At 40.4% G+C, this 17,200-nt stretch carries 17 protein-coding genes; all 17 read left to right on the top strand.

The features are described from left to right. The first annotated feature begins 169 nt into the window (after positions 1 to 169). The 17 genes from HMPREF0766_RS11990 (at position 170) to rplN (ending at position 17,200) form a co-directional block, all read left to right on the top strand. Positions 170 to 3,442, top strand: a complete 3,273-nt coding sequence (locus tag HMPREF0766_RS11990) for a SusC/RagA family TonB-linked outer membrane protein (RefSeq protein ID WP_002997507.1) — start codon at positions 170 to 172, stop codon at positions 3,440 to 3,442. Between the two features lie 11 nt (positions 3,443 to 3,453). Then, on the top strand, positions 3,454 to 5,283 hold the full coding sequence (locus HMPREF0766_RS11985; protein WP_236590646.1) for a RagB/SusD family nutrient uptake outer membrane protein: 1,830 nt from the start codon (positions 3,454 to 3,456) through the stop codon (positions 5,281 to 5,283). A gap of 143 nt (positions 5,284 to 5,426) precedes the next feature. Beyond that, positions 5,427 to 6,689 carry a DUF2264 domain-containing protein gene (locus HMPREF0766_RS11980; protein WP_002997504.1) on the top strand — a complete coding sequence of 421 codons (1,263 nt, stop codon included), beginning with the start codon at positions 5,427 to 5,429 and terminating at the stop codon, positions 6,687 to 6,689. Positions 6,690 to 6,706: 17 nt separating this feature from the next. Continuing rightward, positions 6,707 to 7,963, top strand: a complete 1,257-nt coding sequence (locus HMPREF0766_RS11975) for a glycoside hydrolase family 88 protein (protein ID WP_002997503.1) — start codon at positions 6,707 to 6,709, stop codon at positions 7,961 to 7,963. Positions 7,964 to 8,057: 94 nt separating this feature from the next. Next, on the top strand, positions 8,058 to 10,217 hold the full coding sequence (locus HMPREF0766_RS11970) for a glycosyl hydrolase family 95 catalytic domain-containing protein (RefSeq protein WP_002997502.1): 2,160 nt from the start codon (positions 8,058 to 8,060) through the stop codon (positions 10,215 to 10,217). A gap of 190 nt (positions 10,218 to 10,407) precedes the next feature. Beyond that, positions 10,408 to 11,652 (top strand): glycoside hydrolase family 88 protein, encoded by a 1,245-nt coding sequence (locus HMPREF0766_RS11965; protein WP_002997501.1) that lies wholly within the window; start codon positions 10,408 to 10,410, stop codon positions 11,650 to 11,652. Between the two features lie 218 nt (positions 11,653 to 11,870). Next, positions 11,871 to 12,488, top strand: a complete 618-nt coding sequence (gene rplC, locus HMPREF0766_RS11960; protein ID WP_002997500.1) for a 50S ribosomal protein L3 — start codon at positions 11,871 to 11,873, stop codon at positions 12,486 to 12,488. Positions 12,489 to 12,492: 4 nt separating this feature from the next. After that, positions 12,493 to 13,122: a 50S ribosomal protein L4 gene (gene rplD / locus HMPREF0766_RS11955; RefSeq protein ID WP_002997499.1), complete on the top strand. Its 630-nt coding sequence runs from the start codon at positions 12,493 to 12,495 to the stop codon at positions 13,120 to 13,122. A gap of 1 nt (position 13,123) precedes the next feature. Beyond that, a complete protein-coding gene (rplW, locus tag HMPREF0766_RS11950) occupies positions 13,124 to 13,414 on the top strand; it encodes a 50S ribosomal protein L23 (protein ID WP_002997498.1) in 291 nt (96 codons plus the stop codon). A gap of 6 nt (positions 13,415 to 13,420) precedes the next feature. After that, the gene (rplB, locus tag HMPREF0766_RS11945; protein ID WP_002997497.1) at positions 13,421 to 14,245 is read left to right on the top strand and encodes a 50S ribosomal protein L2; all 825 of its coding nucleotides are present in this window, start codon (positions 13,421 to 13,423) and stop codon (positions 14,243 to 14,245) included. Beyond that, positions 14,245 to 14,511, top strand: a complete 267-nt coding sequence (gene rpsS, locus HMPREF0766_RS11940; RefSeq protein ID WP_002997495.1) for a 30S ribosomal protein S19 — start codon at positions 14,245 to 14,247, stop codon at positions 14,509 to 14,511. The genes rplB and rpsS overlap by 1 nt, the downstream gene beginning before the upstream one ends. Positions 14,512 to 14,517: 6 nt before the next feature. Further along, positions 14,518 to 14,949, top strand: coding sequence for a 50S ribosomal protein L22 (gene rplV / locus HMPREF0766_RS11935; RefSeq protein WP_002997494.1), 432 nt, complete (start codon positions 14,518 to 14,520; stop codon positions 14,947 to 14,949). Positions 14,950 to 14,960: 11 nt separating this feature from the next. Then, a complete protein-coding gene (gene rpsC / locus HMPREF0766_RS11930; protein ID WP_002997492.1) occupies positions 14,961 to 15,767 on the top strand; it encodes a 30S ribosomal protein S3 in 807 nt (268 codons plus the stop codon). 59 nt (positions 15,768 to 15,826) lie between these two features. Continuing rightward, positions 15,827 to 16,249 carry a 50S ribosomal protein L16 gene (gene rplP, locus HMPREF0766_RS11925; RefSeq protein WP_002997490.1) on the top strand — a complete coding sequence of 141 codons (423 nt, stop codon included), beginning with the start codon at positions 15,827 to 15,829 and terminating at the stop codon, positions 16,247 to 16,249. A 96-nt stretch (positions 16,250 to 16,345) separates the two neighbouring features. After that, the gene (rpmC, locus tag HMPREF0766_RS11920) at positions 16,346 to 16,564 is read left to right on the top strand and encodes a 50S ribosomal protein L29 (RefSeq protein ID WP_002997488.1); all 219 of its coding nucleotides are present in this window, start codon (positions 16,346 to 16,348) and stop codon (positions 16,562 to 16,564) included. Between the two features lie 13 nt (positions 16,565 to 16,577). Then, the gene (gene rpsQ, locus HMPREF0766_RS11915; protein WP_002997486.1) at positions 16,578 to 16,832 is read left to right on the top strand and encodes a 30S ribosomal protein S17; all 255 of its coding nucleotides are present in this window, start codon (positions 16,578 to 16,580) and stop codon (positions 16,830 to 16,832) included. Next, positions 16,832 to 17,200, top strand: a complete 369-nt coding sequence (gene rplN, locus HMPREF0766_RS11910; RefSeq protein WP_002997484.1) for a 50S ribosomal protein L14 — start codon at positions 16,832 to 16,834, stop codon at positions 17,198 to 17,200. Before rpsQ ends, rplN begins: the two co-directional genes overlap by 1 nt.

The following is a 17,200-nucleotide window of genomic DNA, read 5'->3' as shown; positions in this document are numbered from 1 at the left end:
ATCGATGTGCTACTGTAGATTTATGCTGTAAATCTACGTTTTAATGAATTACTACCCCTATATTTTTTAAAAAATACCCCTTCTGCACTAAGGTTGCAGTCTAATTTTGGACTATAGGCCTGGTTATAATTATAACCTATTGACAATTATAAACTATAAAACAATCATTATGAATCACATTTACAAATGGCTCGCCCTATTGTGGCTGATCAGTATGTCTGTTATTACATTTGCGCAGCAAAAAGTAACAGTCAAAGGAACGGTAAAAGATACTCAGGGCCTCGCTCTGGCGGGAGTGACTGTATCTGTTAAAGGTACAAATACGGCCACTTCTACTACAGCAGAAGGAAATTACCAGATCACGGTAACTACAAATGATGTACTTATCTATAAGTATGTAGGGCAAAATGCAGTTGAAGAACCTGTTAACGGACGTACCGAAATCAACGTAACACTATCCGGATCAGAATCTGTTATAGACGAAGTTGTCGTCGTGGGATATGGAACACAATCTAAAGCTAAGCTCTTAGGTTCTGTAAGTACGGTAGATTCCAAACAGATCGAAAACAGACCTGTAACGAATGTATCTACCGCTTTAAGTGGCCTGGCTTCAGGTGTGCAAGTGAAGCAAAGTACCGGACGTCCGGGGAGTGATGGTGCTAATATCCGGATCAGAGGGGTAGGGACAATGAATAACTCCAGCGCACTTGTCGTTATTGACGGTATAGTCGGGACGATGGATGCTGTAAATCCAAATGATATTGAAAGTATCTCTATATTGAAAGATGCTTCATCTGCTTCTATATATGGAACACGCTCAGCAAACGGGGTAATCCTGATTACAACTAAAAAAGGTAAGGCAAATCAGAAAACACAGCTCAGCTACTCGGGTATCATGTCCAGAACAACTCCTATGGGAAGCCCGAAATTTGTCTCGGACTATGCAACACATATGGAACTGATGAACGAGGGAACTTTTAACTCGGGCGTATCGGCTAAATATGCACAGTCTACTATAGATCTATGGAGAAAAGCCAATGCTGATCCAAATGGGGTATTAGCTCCTTCCGGATTGCCGAATCATATCGCTTATCCTAATACCGACTGGACAGATTGGATTTACAGTCAAAACTGGATACAGAGTCATAATATTTCTGCTGTCGGAGGATCAGAGACCACGACATATGCTATTTCAGGAAGACTCTTTGACAATCCGGGTATTATGAAGAATACAGGCGCTAAGAAATATGAACTGAGAACAAATATAAGTACGAAGATCGGTGATATGATCACTGTGGGAACGAATACGTTCGCATCTATAGAAAACAGAGATAAGGCTGCTGTACCTACACTTTATAATTTTCTGAGACAGTCTACACCGGGTGTATATCCAATGTATGAAGGCAAATTCGGGGGAGCAGTAGCGAGTGAAGAGTCTGTACAGTTGAACAATCTTTTACAATATCTGTATGATCCGCGGGGCATGGATAAAGTGTCGAACTTTAACTCCACTCTGTTTGCAAATGTAAACCTGATGAAAGGTTTAACATTTGAAACGAAACTGAATTATCAAACCCGGTTCCGCGAAGAAACAGCGAACAGTATGCCTTCCGATAAATATAATTTTGCGACCAATACTATTGTTTTCCCGGGAACTACAACAGCTAACCTGACCTTATCACAATCTTTTAATAAGGACTATACCGTTACTATTGATAATGTATTACGCTATCAAACTGCTATTGATAAACATAATATCGGAGCATTGATCGGACATAATGAATTTGAATTCAAGTACTATACATTTTCTGCTACTAAAAAGGGGGTGATAGACCCAACTATTACAAATATTGGTACGGGTAATGAAATGTCTGATATTACAGGAAATGAGTATGCGTATGGTATGCGTTCATTTTTCGGAAGACTTAATTATGATTATGACGGACGGTATCTTGTTGAATTTAACCTGAGACGTGACGGTTCTTCCAAATTTGGAAAAGACAGACAATACGGTACGTTCCCCTCAGTTGGTTTGGGATGGAATGTTTCAAGAGAACCCTTTATGGCAAGAGTTGAGCCATATTTTCAGAATATTAAGCTGAGAGGTTCATGGGGTAAGCTGGGTAATGACCGGAATAATGCAGATCCTAATCTTGAGAACTACTTTCCTGCAAAAGCTTTCTATGGCAATACACAATATTCCTTCGGAGGTACACAAGTCGGTGCTTTGGAACTTAGTCGCTTCGGAAACTCATTATTGGGATGGGAAGAGACCGAAAATAAAGAAGTAGGTCTGGAGTTTTCTACATTTAAAAATAAAGCATATGTAGAATTGAGCTACTACAACAAACTGACTTCAGGGATCCTCATTCCTGAACAATTGCCACTGACAACTGGTACTACAGGAGCTCCGATCGTGAATTCGGCCTCTATGAAAAATTCAGGTATAGAACTGAATGTCATGTGGAAGGATAAGATCGGAGAAGTACGGTACAATATCGGAGGTAATATTGCCTACAATAAAAGTTCTGTTGAAAAATTAAAGGGACAGTTAGTAAGAGGATGGACTGAGGTGAATGGTGTAAATACATATACATCAAATATCGGCAATGTATCTAATGCTGTCGGAACAAACCAACGCAATCTGGAAGGCCATCTTTTCCAGGAGTATTTCTTGAGAAAAAGATATAATGGAGACGGAAGCTATTACCATGCCGATGGATCCGTAAATGTGACAGGTGGTCCCCGTGATGGAATGATCCGTACAGAAGAGGATTACAAATGGGCGCAGGCGATGCAGGCCGCAGGATACAAATTTGCTCCGGTCAATGTATTGGGGAAATCACAGTTGTACTACGGTGACTTTATCTATGCGGATTTGAATGGGGACAAGGTGTATGGTGATGTAAATGATCAGGATTTTACAAATACATCTAATATTCCCAAATATGTATATGGTATAAGCCTTGGTTTTGAATATAAAGGCTTTGATCTGCAGATGATATGGGCCGGAGAAGGAAAATTGCAGTATTACTGGAATGATGAGGGATACAATAATAATATTGTCAGAGATGGAAATGCTATTGCACAGCGTATTGCTGAAGATCATTATTTCTATGATCCTGCTAACCCTTCGGATCCAAGAACCAATATCAACGGAAAATTTGCCAGATTGAAATATAATGGCGAAGCGATAAATAATGCCGCAAATGACTTCTATCTATACGATGCAGATTACATCAAGCTTCGTAATCTGCAGATCGGATATACCTTTAACAATAGACTTACCGAGCGCTTGCGTATCCGCAATCTGAGAGTTTATTTTTCAGGAGAAAACCTGTTAATGTTTACCAAATTCCCGGGAGCTGACCCTGAGATAGGTGCAGGAGCCAATTATCCTACAATGAAGCAATATGCTTTTGGTCTAAACTTTGGATTTTAAAAATGAATGTTATGAAACCGATAAGGAAATTCGAAATATTGAAAAATCATTTATTTAATAAACGTAATAAATGGAGTATAATAATCGCAGTTGGATTATTAAGTACTGCTACAAGTTGTAAGAAAGATTTGCTGGATGCAACATCCAACACTCAAGTCCCGGAAGATAAAATGTGGACTACAGATAATTTTACGGACTTAGGCGTAAATGGTGTTTATCAGGCACTGCGACAAGGTATCAGTACCGGAGGGACTAATCACAGAGAGTTGTATCAGTATGACAGGTTGTCAAATACACTCATTCCCAGAGATGCTGATCCGCTGTTGAATGCTACTGCCAACCCGTCTACCGCTATATTCGGAGATGTATGGAGAGAGTTGTATGAAGGAGTTCACAGAGCCAATGATGCGATATACGGAATAACAAATATATCTCCGTCAGCAGCTGAGAAAAAGGCAAAACTATTGGCCGAAGTGAAGTTTTTAAGAGCATTTCATTATTACAGACTGAATCAGTTATATCGTGGGGTACCTATTTATGATACACCGATAAGCTACAATGAAGCTACAAAGCCAAGGAATACAGAGCAGGAAGTATGGACTTTTATCCTGAAAGATCTTACAGATTGTATCAATGAACCTAATCTGCCGGTTAAGTTCCCCGCAGGAAGCAGCAATTTCGGACGCATTACAAAATCTGCTGCTTATGCATTACGCGGTAAAGTATATATGTATCTGCAGGATTGGGACAAAGCTATAGCCGATTTTCAGGCAGTCAAGGATGCCGGACATAAGTTATTCGCAGATTACAAAACATTGTTTACAGCCGCCAATGAGAAGTCAGATGAAATGATCTTCTCTATTCAGAATATTGCTGTAAACGGATATGGTTCCACGACTCAGTTTTATTTCGGATCCCGGTCAGCCTTCGGTTCCAACTGGGATAGTTATCTGGTGAGTCCGGATTTTGTAGACTTATACGAGAACAAGGATGGTAGTAAATTCAACTGGGATGATATTATCGCAGGCTACAACGCAATGGATCCCGCAAAACGTGAAATTTACTTCGTACGGAATAATGTTCAGCAAGTTGCAACGGCAAATAACAAGCCTGCAAAGTATAATGATCTGGTTGCAAAAGGCTTGGATTTTGGACGGTATTTGAATAACGGAAATGAGGAGAGACTGAAAAATGCATATGCTAATAGAGATCCTCGTCTGTCAGCCAATATTATTCTTCCTTATTCTACATTTGTTGGCATGAATGGAAGTGCTAATCAGACTTTCACGTCTCGCTGGCCACATATTGAACAGCTGAATAATGTCTTTGATCTGCGAACGGATATTGAGAGTCAGTTTTACTATTTACCCAGAAAGTTTGTGTATGAAGGAGGAGCTCCTCCGATTCCGAACCGTACCTCAGGAGATATTGATTACCCTGTGATCCGTTATGCTGATGTATTGCTTTTATGGGCAGAGGCACTTAATGAGAAAGGGGAGACTGGTACTGCAGCAGATAAGGTAAATGAAGTAAGAGCCAGAGCAGGTGTGGGATTATTGAATAGTTCGGCTGCAACTACTGTTGCCGGAAAAGATGATTTGAGAGTTCGTATTCAGAATGAGCGACGCAGAGAATTGTTTGCGGAAGGAGTAATCTACTTTGATGAGCTTCGGTGGAAAACATTGAAAACTCAGGTATTTGCGGCCAAGAGTGGAAATAAACAACCCTGGGGAGCTGTAGTAAATCCTTATACGTATCTGGGAGATCAGTTACTGGTATGGCCGATCCCTGAAACTGAAAGACAGCGAAATACAGCGTTGACACAGAATACCGGCTGGTAAAACTATAAATAAATGTCTGAAACACAGATGTTACAATATCCGTGTTTCAGACATCTCTATCTATTGAAAAACTTGATTATATTGATATTTCTTATGTCCGTTTATCGGCAGATATCAATAAACCATTAATGTAAACACTAAAAATGAAAAGAAGATCATTATTGCAGTTGCTTGGAAGTATAGGGGTAGGAGCAATGATTCCGACAGTTTCGGCAAAAGCGGATAGATCAGCATTGAGCATAGCGCAAAAAGGTCCAAATGACCGGGAATACTGGATTTCACTGTTGGATAAGATGGCAGCTCCGATACTGGATAATATCAGCAGGCAACAGTTGCGTAAAAACATGCCTATGGAAGTGAGTCCCATTTTTGATTCGAGGGATCCGGGTGTAGGCTATCTGGAGGCTTTTGGTCGGCTGATGTCCGGTCTGGCACCCTGGTTGGCACTGCCGGCAGATAATTCGTCAGAAGGACAACTTAGGGAGAAAAGAAAAAAACAAGCTCTATTAGGTATTCAATACGGAATGGATCCGAATTCTCCGGATTATTTCACATGGAACACCAAATCTTCACAGCCGCTCGTGGATGCTGCATATCTGGTTCAGTCTTTTATGCGTGCACCTAAAGCACTATGGGAACCTTTACCAGCCGGTACAAAGGCAAATGTGATTAAAGAACTGAAAGGCTTAAGACGTATAAAACCTAATGAAAGCAACTGGTTGCTGTTTGCAGCCATGACAGAGACATTTTTATATAAGATCGGTGAGGAATGTGTACGTGAAAAGATCGACTATGCCATTCATAAATTTGATCAGGATTGGTATGTCGGTGACGGATGGTATAGTGACGGAGCATCCTTTAGTTTTGATCATTACAATGGGTATGTCATACATTCTATGTTAGTAGACGTGCTGCGGGAGAATATACCAGCAGATAAAAAATACCAAACGCTGTATGATCGGGCTTATAAAAGAATGCAGCGATATGCACATCACCTGGATAGAATGATCTCTCCGGATGGTTATTTTGTAGTGGTAGGGCGCTCGTCAACCTACAGAAATGCTGCATTTCAACCCCTGGCTCAGCTTATTCTGGAACAAAAATTACCTGAAGATCTTACCTATGGTCAGTTGAGAGCCTCATTGACCGCTGTTAAACGGCATGTTTTTGTTGAAGGAACTTTCTCTGCAAAAGGCTGGCTAACGATGGGGCTGGTAGGAGACAGGCAAAGCAACCTGGCGGACTACTATACTAATGCGGGTAGTATGTATATGGCTTCCTTATCTTTCCTGCCGCTGGGATTACCTGCCGATCATGAATTCTGGACAACCCCGGCACAGCAGTGGACTTCCCAAAAGGCCTGGAAAGGTGAGCCATTCCCTAAGGACTATCATGTTACATATTAAAACCGTATTTCTATATTATGAATTTAAAAACAACGCACTTATCCCCATTAATTTTATTTGTAACACTCGCTCTGGCGTTTTCAGTTAACGCACAACAACGAAAAGCTCCTACACTTCAATTAACAGAAGCTTTTGTTAACGTACAGCTGCAGGATGCAGCTAAGCAGATCAAATTTTTAGAATCTAATATTAAAGAATCGGATATTCCTACAACATACAAAGACGGTAAATACGTCAATTGGGGTTCCGGCTGGTGGTGTTCCGGATTCTACCCCGGCACAGCGCTCTATCTCTATGAAGGTACGCAGGACAAAGGCTTATTAGATATAGGTTTGTCCAAACTCAAGTATCTGGAGAAAGAAAAGAATAACAAAACCACACATGATCTTGGTTTTATGTTGTTCTGTAGCTTTGGTAATGCGCTGCGACTTACAGGCGATTCCACGAAATATAAAGAGATACTATCCACCGGAGCGGAGTCTCTGGCAAGTCGTTTTAATCCCGTTACGAAGACAATCCGTTCCTGGGATGGTAAGCAGTGGTCATATCCTGTCATCATTGATAATATGATGAATCTGGAGTTTTTGTCTCAGGTTTCAAAAATAACGGGTAATCCTAAATATTTAACTATAGCAGAGACCCACGCAAATACCACATTGAAAAACCATTTCAGAAAAGATTACAGCTCATATCATGTCGTAGATTATAATAAGGAAAGCGGTAAGGTCATTGCCAGGAAAACAGCTCAGGGAGCTTTTGATGAATCCGCATGGGCAAGAGGACAGGCCTGGGCATTATACGGATATACCATGATGTATCGGGAAACAAAGAATAGGAGCTATTTAAATCAGGCACGTCATATTGCAAAATTTTATCTTAATCACCCCAACCTTCCGGCAGATCTGGTACCCTACTGGGATTTTGATCAGAATAAATTGCCTGCAGATAGTAAATACATCCCATATAAGGATCTGAGAGACGTATCCACAGCTGCAATAGTTGCTTCAGCTCTGTTGGAACTGAGTACATACACAAAAGCAAAAGAAAGTCAGAATTATATTACACAATCTGAGAAAATGATTCAAAGCCTTTCAGGCGCAGCATATAAAGCGGCTTATAAGGATAATGGCGGATATATTTTGAAGCACAGTGTGGGGTCGATTCCGCATAATACAGAGATTGATGTGCCTTTGACTTATGCCGATTATTATTACGTAGAAGCATTGATCCGTTACGACAGGCTATTAAAAGGTATGCCGGTCATAAAAGAATAACACGTATATCGTATTTTCTAAGTTACAAAGCTAATCTGCATGATCTGCTTTGTAACTTAGTTATATAAATAAGCCTATCCAAATAAACCATTTTATGAGAAATCTATATAGTTTACTATTCTTGATTGTTGGTTTGATTCATAATGCTGAAGCGCAGCAAACTTCTGTATACCAGCCAAAGGTTCAGCTTGCAAAACTGGGACAGACAATTTATGAAGGAGTTTTTACCGGAAACGGATTGCTCGGAACGATGACATATCTTTTAAAGGATAGTGTAGTACGGATCGATCTGGGGCGAACGGATGTGTATGATCATCGCAAGGATAAAGAAAATATACTGGTTCATAAGGCCCGTCTACCTGTTGGTCATCTGGAATTGCTGCTGCAAGATGCCCATATCACAGGGAGTCAGGGAGAGATGAATCTTACAGAAGCCAATGCAACAGCCGGAATAACCACCAGTAAGGGAAATCTGCGGATTAAATCGATGACACTGTCTCAGCATAATATTATCCTGATCGAAGTGGATGATAAAGACTTTACAGGTTACTACAAGCTTTCATGGAAAGGAGAACCGGCTATCAGTCCGCGTACCTTTTACAAAAAAGGTACGGCAGAAGAATACGATCTTAATCCCGAGGCAAAGGAAACGATACAGGGAGATTTAACAATCTACAACCAACCGTTGAAAGCTGGAGGTGGTTATGCTGTTGTTTATAAAACACATCAGGTAGAAAATGGTAAATATATCGTTGCAAGCATCGGATATAGTCAATCTTCGGACACATATGTGAAAGAAGCAATACAACTTGTTGAAGGGTGGGATCTTAAAAATCAAAAGGCGATACAAATCCATCAGCAATGGTGGGAAAACTATTTTGCACAATCCCGCTTACAGATTCCGGATGCAGAGATGCAGCAATTCTACCAGATGCAGTTGTATAAATTGGCTTGCGCTACCCGCAGTGACAAACCTGCGATTGATCTGCAGGGGCCATGGACAACTCTTACTCCCTGGCCGGCATATTGGCACAATCTTAATATTCAATTGACCTATTCGCCCGTCTATACAGCCAATCATCTGGATATTTCACAATCCTTACTGAATATGATCAATAAAAATGTGGCGAATCTGTCTAAGAATGTGCCTGCGCCATACAGAGGTGATGCAGCAGCGATCGGAAGATTATCCTCACCCGATATGTTAAGCCCCGTTCCGTTAACATTAGATGACAAAAGGGATCTTTCTGAAATAGCACATGCCGAGCTTGGGAACCTGACCTGGATGTTATATTATTATTACCAGCATTACAGGTACAGTATGGATCCGAAAACAGGAAATGCCTTGTTTCCGATTCTTAAGCGTTCTGTCAATTATTATTTGCACCTTCTAGAGAAAAATGAAGACGGGAAATATCACATTGGCGTGAAAACCTATTCTCCGGAATATCCTAACGGGTATGGGTATGATACCAATTATGATCTGGCTATTTTGAGGTGGGGACTGAATGCGCTGATTTCTATGGATAATGATCTGCATATGCAAGATCCGCTGCTTGCAAAATGGAAAGACGTGTATTCCAATTTAATTGATTTTCAAAAGGATCAACACGGATTTATGATTGCCAGAGATATACCTTATGCGACTTCGCACAGACACTATTCGCATTTGATGATGATCTATCCGTTTTATGAGGTCAATTGGGATCAACAGGAAAACAGAGCTCTTATCCAAAATTCCATTGATCACTGGCAAAGTATGAATACGGCATTGCAGGGATACTCCTATACCGGATTAGCTTCTATGAAAGCAATGATGGAAGATGGGGACGCAGCAAGAAAAGCGATAAAAACATTGTTGAAAAAATACGTTAAGCCCAATACATTGTACGCAGAAACAGGACCCGTTATCGAAACCCCTCTGTCTGCCATGACCAGCATACAGGAAATGTGCCTCCAATACTGGGACGGGCAGGTAAGAGTATTTCCGGCAATACCAAATGACTGGCAAGATATGTCATTCGAAAATTTCCGAACCGATGGCGCATTTCTCTTATCTGCAGTGAGGGAACATGGAATTAATAAACAGATCACTATCCGTAGTGAAAGGGGAGGAAGAATAAAGGTCAGACCTAATCTGTCGGGCAAAATAAGCTGGAAGAAAAAAGGTAAGGTGAAACTGATTAAAGAATTTGATGCTGTTTACGAATTTGAAATGGACGCAAAGGCAGAGATACAATTGATTACAAATTAATAGTAAATCTGTGTCAGGGTACCCTGCTCATCTCTTACGACCGGCATTATTTCACGATAACGATTTCGTAATAATCTATGGGCAGTTCATAAAATATCAGATATATTTATCAGGAAAAATCAAAATAAACCTGTTATCAACATCTGTTTGTTAACATTGATACATAAATTTTAAACTGAATTTTTTAGACATGAATGTTAAGTCACAAGCTCTTGCTTTAGTTTTTCTCTCCCTTACTGTAATATCTCCTTCTTTTGGTCAGAAGAAATCTGCTCTACGGTTGAGCTCTTCATTTATCGAGCAGAACCTAAAGGATGCAGCTAAGCAGATTAAAGTGTTAGCAAACCAGACCCCGGAAGATAAATTTCCAAAGACCTTTGAAAACGGGAAAGAAGTGTTTTCGGGATCAAGCTGGTGGTGCTCCGGTTTCTATCCGGGTACGTTGCTTTATTTATATGAAGGAACCGGAGATAAGTCTTTGTTAAATTACGCTGAGGAGAAGCTGAAATTTCTTGAAAAGGAGAAAAATAATAAGGGTACACATGATCTGGGATTTATGTTGTATTGCAGTTTTGGAAATGCATTACGTCTTACCGGTGATTCCAGCGATTATAAAGAGGTGCTGGTTACCGGAGCGAATTCGCTTTCTTCGCGGTATAATCCGACGACTAAGACTATCCGCTCATGGGATCACAAACCCTGGCATTATCCTGTGATCATTGATAATATGATGAATCTGGAATTCTTGACTCAGGCTTCCAGAATCACTGGAGATCCCCGCTATTATAATATCGCCGTGACACATGCCAATACAACACTGAAAAATCACTTTAGAAAAGATTACAGCTCTTATCATGTGATTGATTATGATAAGGAAACCGGAAAGGTGATCGCTAAGAAAACCCATCAGGGTGCCTTTGATGAATCGGCATGGTCAAGGGGGCAGGGCTGGGCACTGTACGGCTATACCATGATGTACCGTGAAACAAAAGATAAAAAGTACCTCAATCAGGCACGGAATGTGGCCAAATATATATTGACAAATCCAAATCTTCCGGCGGATCTGATCCCTTACTGGGACTTTGATAAGGATAAGATCCCTGCAGACAGCAAGATGTATAAGAATAAAGATCTGCGCGATGTGTCCGCTGCGGCGCTGTATACTTCAGCATTGTTAGAGCTTGCGCAGTACACAAAGGGCAAAGAATCTGCGGGATACATGGAAAAGGCAGAGAAAATCCTGGAAAATCTCTCCTCAGCTCCTTACAAGTCAGCCTATGGCGAAACCGGAGGTTATATACTACAGCACAGTGTAGGCGCTATCCCGCTTAATTCAGAAGTGGATGTACCGCTGACTTATGCTGACTATTATTATGTAGAAGCATTAGTGAGATATCAGCGTCTGCTAAAAGGTGATCCTGTTATTAAGGAATAACAGTTATTTCTCTTTGAATATTATAGCGGAAATTTTGGAGGCAAAGTTTCCGCTATTTTTTTTGCCGGGCGTATGGGAAAAAGGAAATGAAAAAAATAATTCACTAATTATTTGATAGTTAAAGAAATGTTTGTACTTTTGCAATCCCTTTAATGGGGATAGTATGTCTTGAGCGAAGCCCTACTGCTTCGAAGGACTTTAATTAATTAATTTATAACATGTCAGGAATTATTGGTAAAAAAGTAGGAATGACCAGCCTGTACAATGAAGAAGGAAAGAATATTCCTTGTACAGTAATTGAGGCTGGACCGTGCGTGGTTACGCAGATACGTACGGAAGACAAAGATGGCTATTCCGCTGTTCAATTAGGCTTCGGCGAAGCTAAAGAAAAGAACACGACAGCATCTTTAAAAGGGCATTTTGCAAAAGCAAACACAACGCCTAAGCGTAAGTTGGTAGAATTTAAAACTTTCCCAGACGAAAAACAACTTGGTGATGTAGTTGACGTTACTATTTTTGAAGAAGGCGAGTACGTAGATGTAGTCGGTACTTCAAAAGGTAAAGGTTTCCAAGGTGTTATGAAGCGTCACGGATTTGGTGGTGTAGGAGGTGCGACTCACGGTCAGCACAACAGACTACGTGCTCCAGGTTCATTAGGTGCTTCATCTTGGCCTTCACGCGTATTCAAAGGTATGCGCATGGCTGGTCGTACAGGTGGTGATCGTGTAAAAGTTCAAAACTTACAAGTGTTGAAAGTTTATGCTGAGCAAAACCTAATCGTTGTTAGTGGTTCCATTCCAGGAGCTAAAGGTTCTTATGTAATCGTAGACAAATAGGAAGATGGAAGTTAAAGTTTTAAATTTATCAGGTAAAGAAACAGGTGCCAAGGTGCAACTTCCTGAGTCGGTATTTGGGTTAGAGCCTAACGATCATGCGATTTATTTAGATGTTAAACAGTATTTGGCTAATCAACGTCAAGGTACCCACAAATCTAAACAACGTAACGAAATCGCGGGTTCTACTCGTAAATTACACAAACAAAAAGGTACAGGTGGTGCCCGTGCGGGTAGCATCAAATCTCCATTGTTTAATGGTGGTGGTCGTGTATTCGGTCCTCAACCTCGTGACTATAGTTTCAAATTGAACAAAAAATTGAAACAATTAGCACGTAAATCTGCATTAAGCTACAAGGCACAAGAGAACAATATCGTTGTTTTGGACGCAGTTAGTTTTGACACTATCAAAACAAAAAACTACGTTAGTTTGGTAGCAGCATTAAATGTTGCAGACGAAAAAACTTTGTTGGTATTGCCAGCATATGACAATAATGTTTATTTATCAAGCAGAAACTTGAAAAAAGCAAAAGTAGTATCGGCTGATCAGTTGAATACATATGATGTATTGAATGCTACTAAATTGTTATTGACAACAGATTCTGTTAAAACTTTGGAGGAGGCATTCGCTAAGTAATATGGAAATTATCAAAAAACCTATCTTAACTGAGAAAGCTTCAATCTTAACGGAAAAATTAAACCGTTACGCTTTCAAAGTGGATCACAGAGCAAACAAAATCCAAATCAAAACGGCTGTAGAAGCTATGTTCGGCGTAACAGTTGTTGCGGTTAACACTGCAGTAGTTGCTGGAAAAGCAAAAAGCCGTTACACAAAAGCAGGTTTTGTTTCAGGCAGAAGCCCTAAGTATAAAAAGGCCATCATTACAGTTAAAGATGGTGAAACTATTGACTTTTACAGTACTATATAATTAGAAATGGCAGTTAAAAGATTCAAACCGGTTACCCCAGGTACGCGCTTCAGAGTAGGCGCAGATTATTCTGATGTAACTACAAACGTTCCTGAAAAATCGTTAGTAGTAAAAATCAAGAAATCAGGCGGTCGTAATAACTCCGGTAAAATGACTATGCGTTATCTCGGTGGGGGACATAAAAAAGCATACCGATTAATAGATTTCAAACGCGATAAAAAAGATATCCCGGCAACAGTAGCTACAATCGAGTACGATCCAAATCGTACTGCACGTATTGCATTATTACATTATGCAGACGGTGAAAAACGTTACATCATTGCTCCGGCTGGATTAACAGTTGGTCAGACAGTGGTTGCAGGTGAATCAGTAGCCCCAGAAATTGGTAACACTTTACCATTAGCAAAGATTCCTTTGGGTTCTATCATCCACAACATCGAATTGAATCCTGGTCAAGGTGGTTCAATCGCTCGTAGTGCTGGTACATACGCTCAGTTGTCAGCTCGTGATGGTAAATATGCTATCATCAAATTACCTTCGGGTGAGACACGTATGATCTTATTGACATGTGTTGCTACCATTGGTTCAGTATCGAACCAGGAGAAATTTAACCAGGTATTGGGTAAAGCAGGTAGAAAACGTTGGTTAGGTCGTCGTCCTCGCGTTCGTGGTGTGGCTATGAACCCGGTAGATCACCCTATGGGTGGTGGTGAGGGCCGTACTTCAGGAGGTCACCCTCGTTCACGTAATGGCGTATTAGCTAAAGGCTTCAAAACACGCTACAAGAAGAAAACATCGAATCGTTACATCATTGAGAGAAGGAAAAAATAATGGCTCGTTCAATTAAAAAAGGTCCTTATATCGATCACAACTTAGAAAGAAAAGTTCTTTCTATGAATGAAACTAACAAAAAGTCAGTTATCAAAACATGGTCTCGTAGATCAATGATTTCACCTGATTTTGTTGGCCATACCTTCGCAGTGCACAACGGGAATAAATTTATCCCTGTTTATGTAACAGAGAATATGGTTGGTCACAAACTTGGTGAATTCGCGCCTACGCGTACATTCAGAGGTCACGCAGAAAAGAAAAAATAATAGGTAATGGAAGCAACAAGAAAACTTAAAAAGTCTGTTTTAATTAAGCAGCGCAAAGAGCAGGAAAAAGCTCAAATAGGAGGAGCTTCTACTGCCAAATTATTAAACTGCCCTACTTCTCCGCGCAAAATGCGTTTAGTAGTGGACTTAATCCGTGGCGAAAAAGTAGAAAACGCTTTATATATTCTTAAGCACTCTAGCAAAGAAGCTGCAAGCCGTGTAGAAAAATTATTACTATCGGCAATCAAAAACTGGGAGGCTCACAATGAAGGCCAGTCAGTAGAAGATAGCGCTCTATTTGTAAAAGAAGTGTCTGTAGGCGGAGGTCGCCAATTGAAAAGATTGAGACCTGCACCTCAAGGCCGTGGTTACAGAATTCGTAAACGCTCTAACCATGTAACTTTGGTAGTAGATAGTTTAAATAACGTAAACAACTAATATTTAGAAGAATGGGACAAAAAGCAAATCCAATAGGTAGCAGATTAGGAATCATCAAAGGATGGGATTCTAATTGGTTCGGAGGCAACAACTATTCCGATAAATTGGTTGAGGACGAAAAAATCAGAAAATATCTTTCTGTTCGTATCGCAAAAGGTGGAGTAGCAAAAGTTGTTATTGAAAGAACTTTAAAACGCATCACTGTAACTGTACATACAGCACGCCCGGGTATCGTTATCGGTAAAGGCGGTCAGGAAGTTGACAAGATCAAAGAAGAGTTGAAGAAACTGACTAAAAAGGATGTTCAAATCAACATTTTCGAGATCAAACGTCCTGAGTTAGATGCTAAATTAGTAGCTGAAGGTGTAGCTAAGCAATTAGAAGCACGTATTTCATTCCGTCGTGCAATGAAAACAGCTATCGCATCTACAATGCGTATGGGTGCTGAAGGTATCAAAGTAATGTGTTCTGGTCGTCTTGGTGGTGCTGAAATGGCACGTACTGAGCAGTACAAAGAAGGAAGAACTCCTCTTCACACATTGCGTGCAGATATCGATTATGCATTAGCAGAAGCATTGACTACTTACGGTAAAATCGGTGTTAAGGTGTGGATCTGTAAAGGTGAAGTATACGGTAAACGTGACTTGTCTCCTAACATCGGTCAGACATCTAACGTAAAAACACGTGGTGGAAACGAAGGTGGTGAACGTCGCGACCGTGATAACAACAACCGTAAAGGTGGTCGTGGTGGAAACAACCGTGGTGGAAACAACAGCCGTGGCGGAAACAACAACCGTGGTGGTGCAAATAGAGGTTAATTAAGTTTAATAGATTACAACAAATGTCCGCCATTTGGCGGATTAAATAAAATACGAACATGTTACAGCCAAAAAGAACGAAGTTCAGAAAGATGCAGAAAGGCCGTATGAAAGGTAACGCTTCACGTGGAGCGGAGTTAGCTTTCGGGTCATTCGGTATCAAATCACTGGAGCCAGCATGGATCACCAGCCGCCAGATTGAGGCAGCGCGTATTGCCGTAACACGTTACATGAAACGTGAAGGTCAAGTTTGGATCCGCATTTTTCCTGACAAACCTGTTACCAAAAAACCTGCAGAAGTACGTATGGGTAAAGGTAAAGGTGCTCCAGAATACTGGGTAGCAGTAGTACGCCCAGGCCGTATGTTATTTGAAGCAGAAGGTGTGCCTTTGGAAGTTGCCAAAGAAGCTTTACGCCTTGCAGCTCAAAAACTTCCGGTTCAAACTAAGTTTGTGATACGTAGAGATTACGTTGAAGCATAAAAATAGTTGGTAATGTCAATAGTTTAGCCTTACGGCCGTTACCCGTAAGGCATCATATAAACAGAATTGATAACCCAGCATAACAACTGAAACAAAATGAAAAATTCAGAAATTTTAGAATTATCAACAGAGGAATTAGCAGCTCGTCTTTCAGAAGAAAAAGCTGCCCTTAGCAAATTGAAATTTGCACATGCTGTTTCTGCAATTGAGAACCCTAACGTAATCAAAGCAGCCCGCAGAACAATCGCTCGTCTTAATACCGAGTTGAGTGCTCGTAAAGCTGCCGCTAAAAAAGAAACAGCCTCTGAGGCATAAAATTTAAGTCGAAATGGAAAGAAAATTAAGAAAAACAAGAATCGGCTTAGTAGTTAGCAATAAGATGGACAAGTCTATCGTAGTGGCTGTAGAACGTAAAGTGAAACACCCTATCTATGGTAAGTTCGTTAAAAAAACTACTAAATTTAAGGCTCATGACGAAGAAAATACCTGCGGTATCGGCGATACGGTATTAATCATGGAAACACGTCCATTGAGCAAAACTAAGAATTGGAGATTAGTAGAAATTTTAGAAAGGGCTAAATAATGGTACAACAGGAATCAAGACTAAATGTAGCTGACAATAGCGGTGCTAAAGAAGTTTTAGTAATTCGTGTATTGGGCGGTACGCGTAAGCGTTATGCATCTATCGGTGATAAAATTGTTGTTACCGTGAAAAGCGCTTTACCTTCAGGAAACGTGAAAAAAGGTTCAGTTTCTAAAGCTGTAGTAGTTAGAACGAAAAAAGAAATTCGTCGTAAAGATGGTTCTTACATTCGTTTTGATGACAACGCTGCAGTATTGTTAAATAATAATGATGAGCCACGTGGAACACGTATCTTTGGCCCGGTTGCCAGAGAATTGCGTGAGAAGCAGTTCATGAAAATTGTATCACTAGCACCGGAGGTTTTATAA

The sequence above is a fragment of the Sphingobacterium spiritivorum ATCC 33861 genome, from assembly GCF_000143765.1.
Taxonomy (GTDB): Bacteria; Bacteroidota; Bacteroidia; order Sphingobacteriales; family Sphingobacteriaceae; genus Sphingobacterium; species Sphingobacterium spiritivorum.
This window is presented reverse-complemented; position numbering and strand designations above follow the sequence as displayed.

Bases quoted from the DNA above. Each gene is read 5' to 3' on its own strand.
- HMPREF0766_RS11975 (WP_002997503.1), top strand. From the start codon at position 6,707: ATGAATTTAAAAACAACGCACTTATCCCCATTAATTTTATTTGTAACA.
- HMPREF0766_RS11990 (WP_002997507.1), top strand. From the start codon at position 170: ATGAATCACATTTACAAATGGCTCGCCCTATTGTGGCTGATCAGTATG.
- rplD (WP_002997499.1), top strand. From the start codon at position 12,493: ATGGAAGTTAAAGTTTTAAATTTATCAGGTAAAGAAACAGGTGCCAAG.
- rplW (WP_002997498.1), top strand. From the start codon at position 13,124: ATGGAAATTATCAAAAAACCTATCTTAACTGAGAAAGCTTCAATCTTA.
- rplP (WP_002997490.1), top strand. From the start codon at position 15,827: ATGTTACAGCCAAAAAGAACGAAGTTCAGAAAGATGCAGAAAGGCCGT.
- HMPREF0766_RS11980 (WP_002997504.1), top strand. From the start codon at position 5,427: ATGAAAAGAAGATCATTATTGCAGTTGCTTGGAAGTATAGGGGTAGGA.
- rplC (WP_002997500.1), top strand. From the start codon at position 11,871: ATGTCAGGAATTATTGGTAAAAAAGTAGGAATGACCAGCCTGTACAAT.
- HMPREF0766_RS11970 (WP_002997502.1), top strand. From the start codon at position 8,058: ATGAGAAATCTATATAGTTTACTATTCTTGATTGTTGGTTTGATTCAT.
- rpsS (WP_002997495.1), top strand. From the start codon at position 14,245: ATGGCTCGTTCAATTAAAAAAGGTCCTTATATCGATCACAACTTAGAA.
- rpsC (WP_002997492.1), top strand. From the start codon at position 14,961: ATGGGACAAAAAGCAAATCCAATAGGTAGCAGATTAGGAATCATCAAA.
- rplN (WP_002997484.1), top strand. From the start codon at position 16,832: ATGGTACAACAGGAATCAAGACTAAATGTAGCTGACAATAGCGGTGCT.
- HMPREF0766_RS11965 (WP_002997501.1), top strand. From the start codon at position 10,408: ATGAATGTTAAGTCACAAGCTCTTGCTTTAGTTTTTCTCTCCCTTACT.
- rplB (WP_002997497.1), top strand. From the start codon at position 13,421: ATGGCAGTTAAAAGATTCAAACCGGTTACCCCAGGTACGCGCTTCAGA.
- HMPREF0766_RS11985 (WP_236590646.1), top strand. From the start codon at position 3,454: ATGAAACCGATAAGGAAATTCGAAATATTGAAAAATCATTTATTTAAT.
- rpsQ (WP_002997486.1), top strand. From the start codon at position 16,578: ATGGAAAGAAAATTAAGAAAAACAAGAATCGGCTTAGTAGTTAGCAAT.
- rpmC (WP_002997488.1), top strand. From the start codon at position 16,346: ATGAAAAATTCAGAAATTTTAGAATTATCAACAGAGGAATTAGCAGCT.
- rplV (WP_002997494.1), top strand. From the start codon at position 14,518: ATGGAAGCAACAAGAAAACTTAAAAAGTCTGTTTTAATTAAGCAGCGC.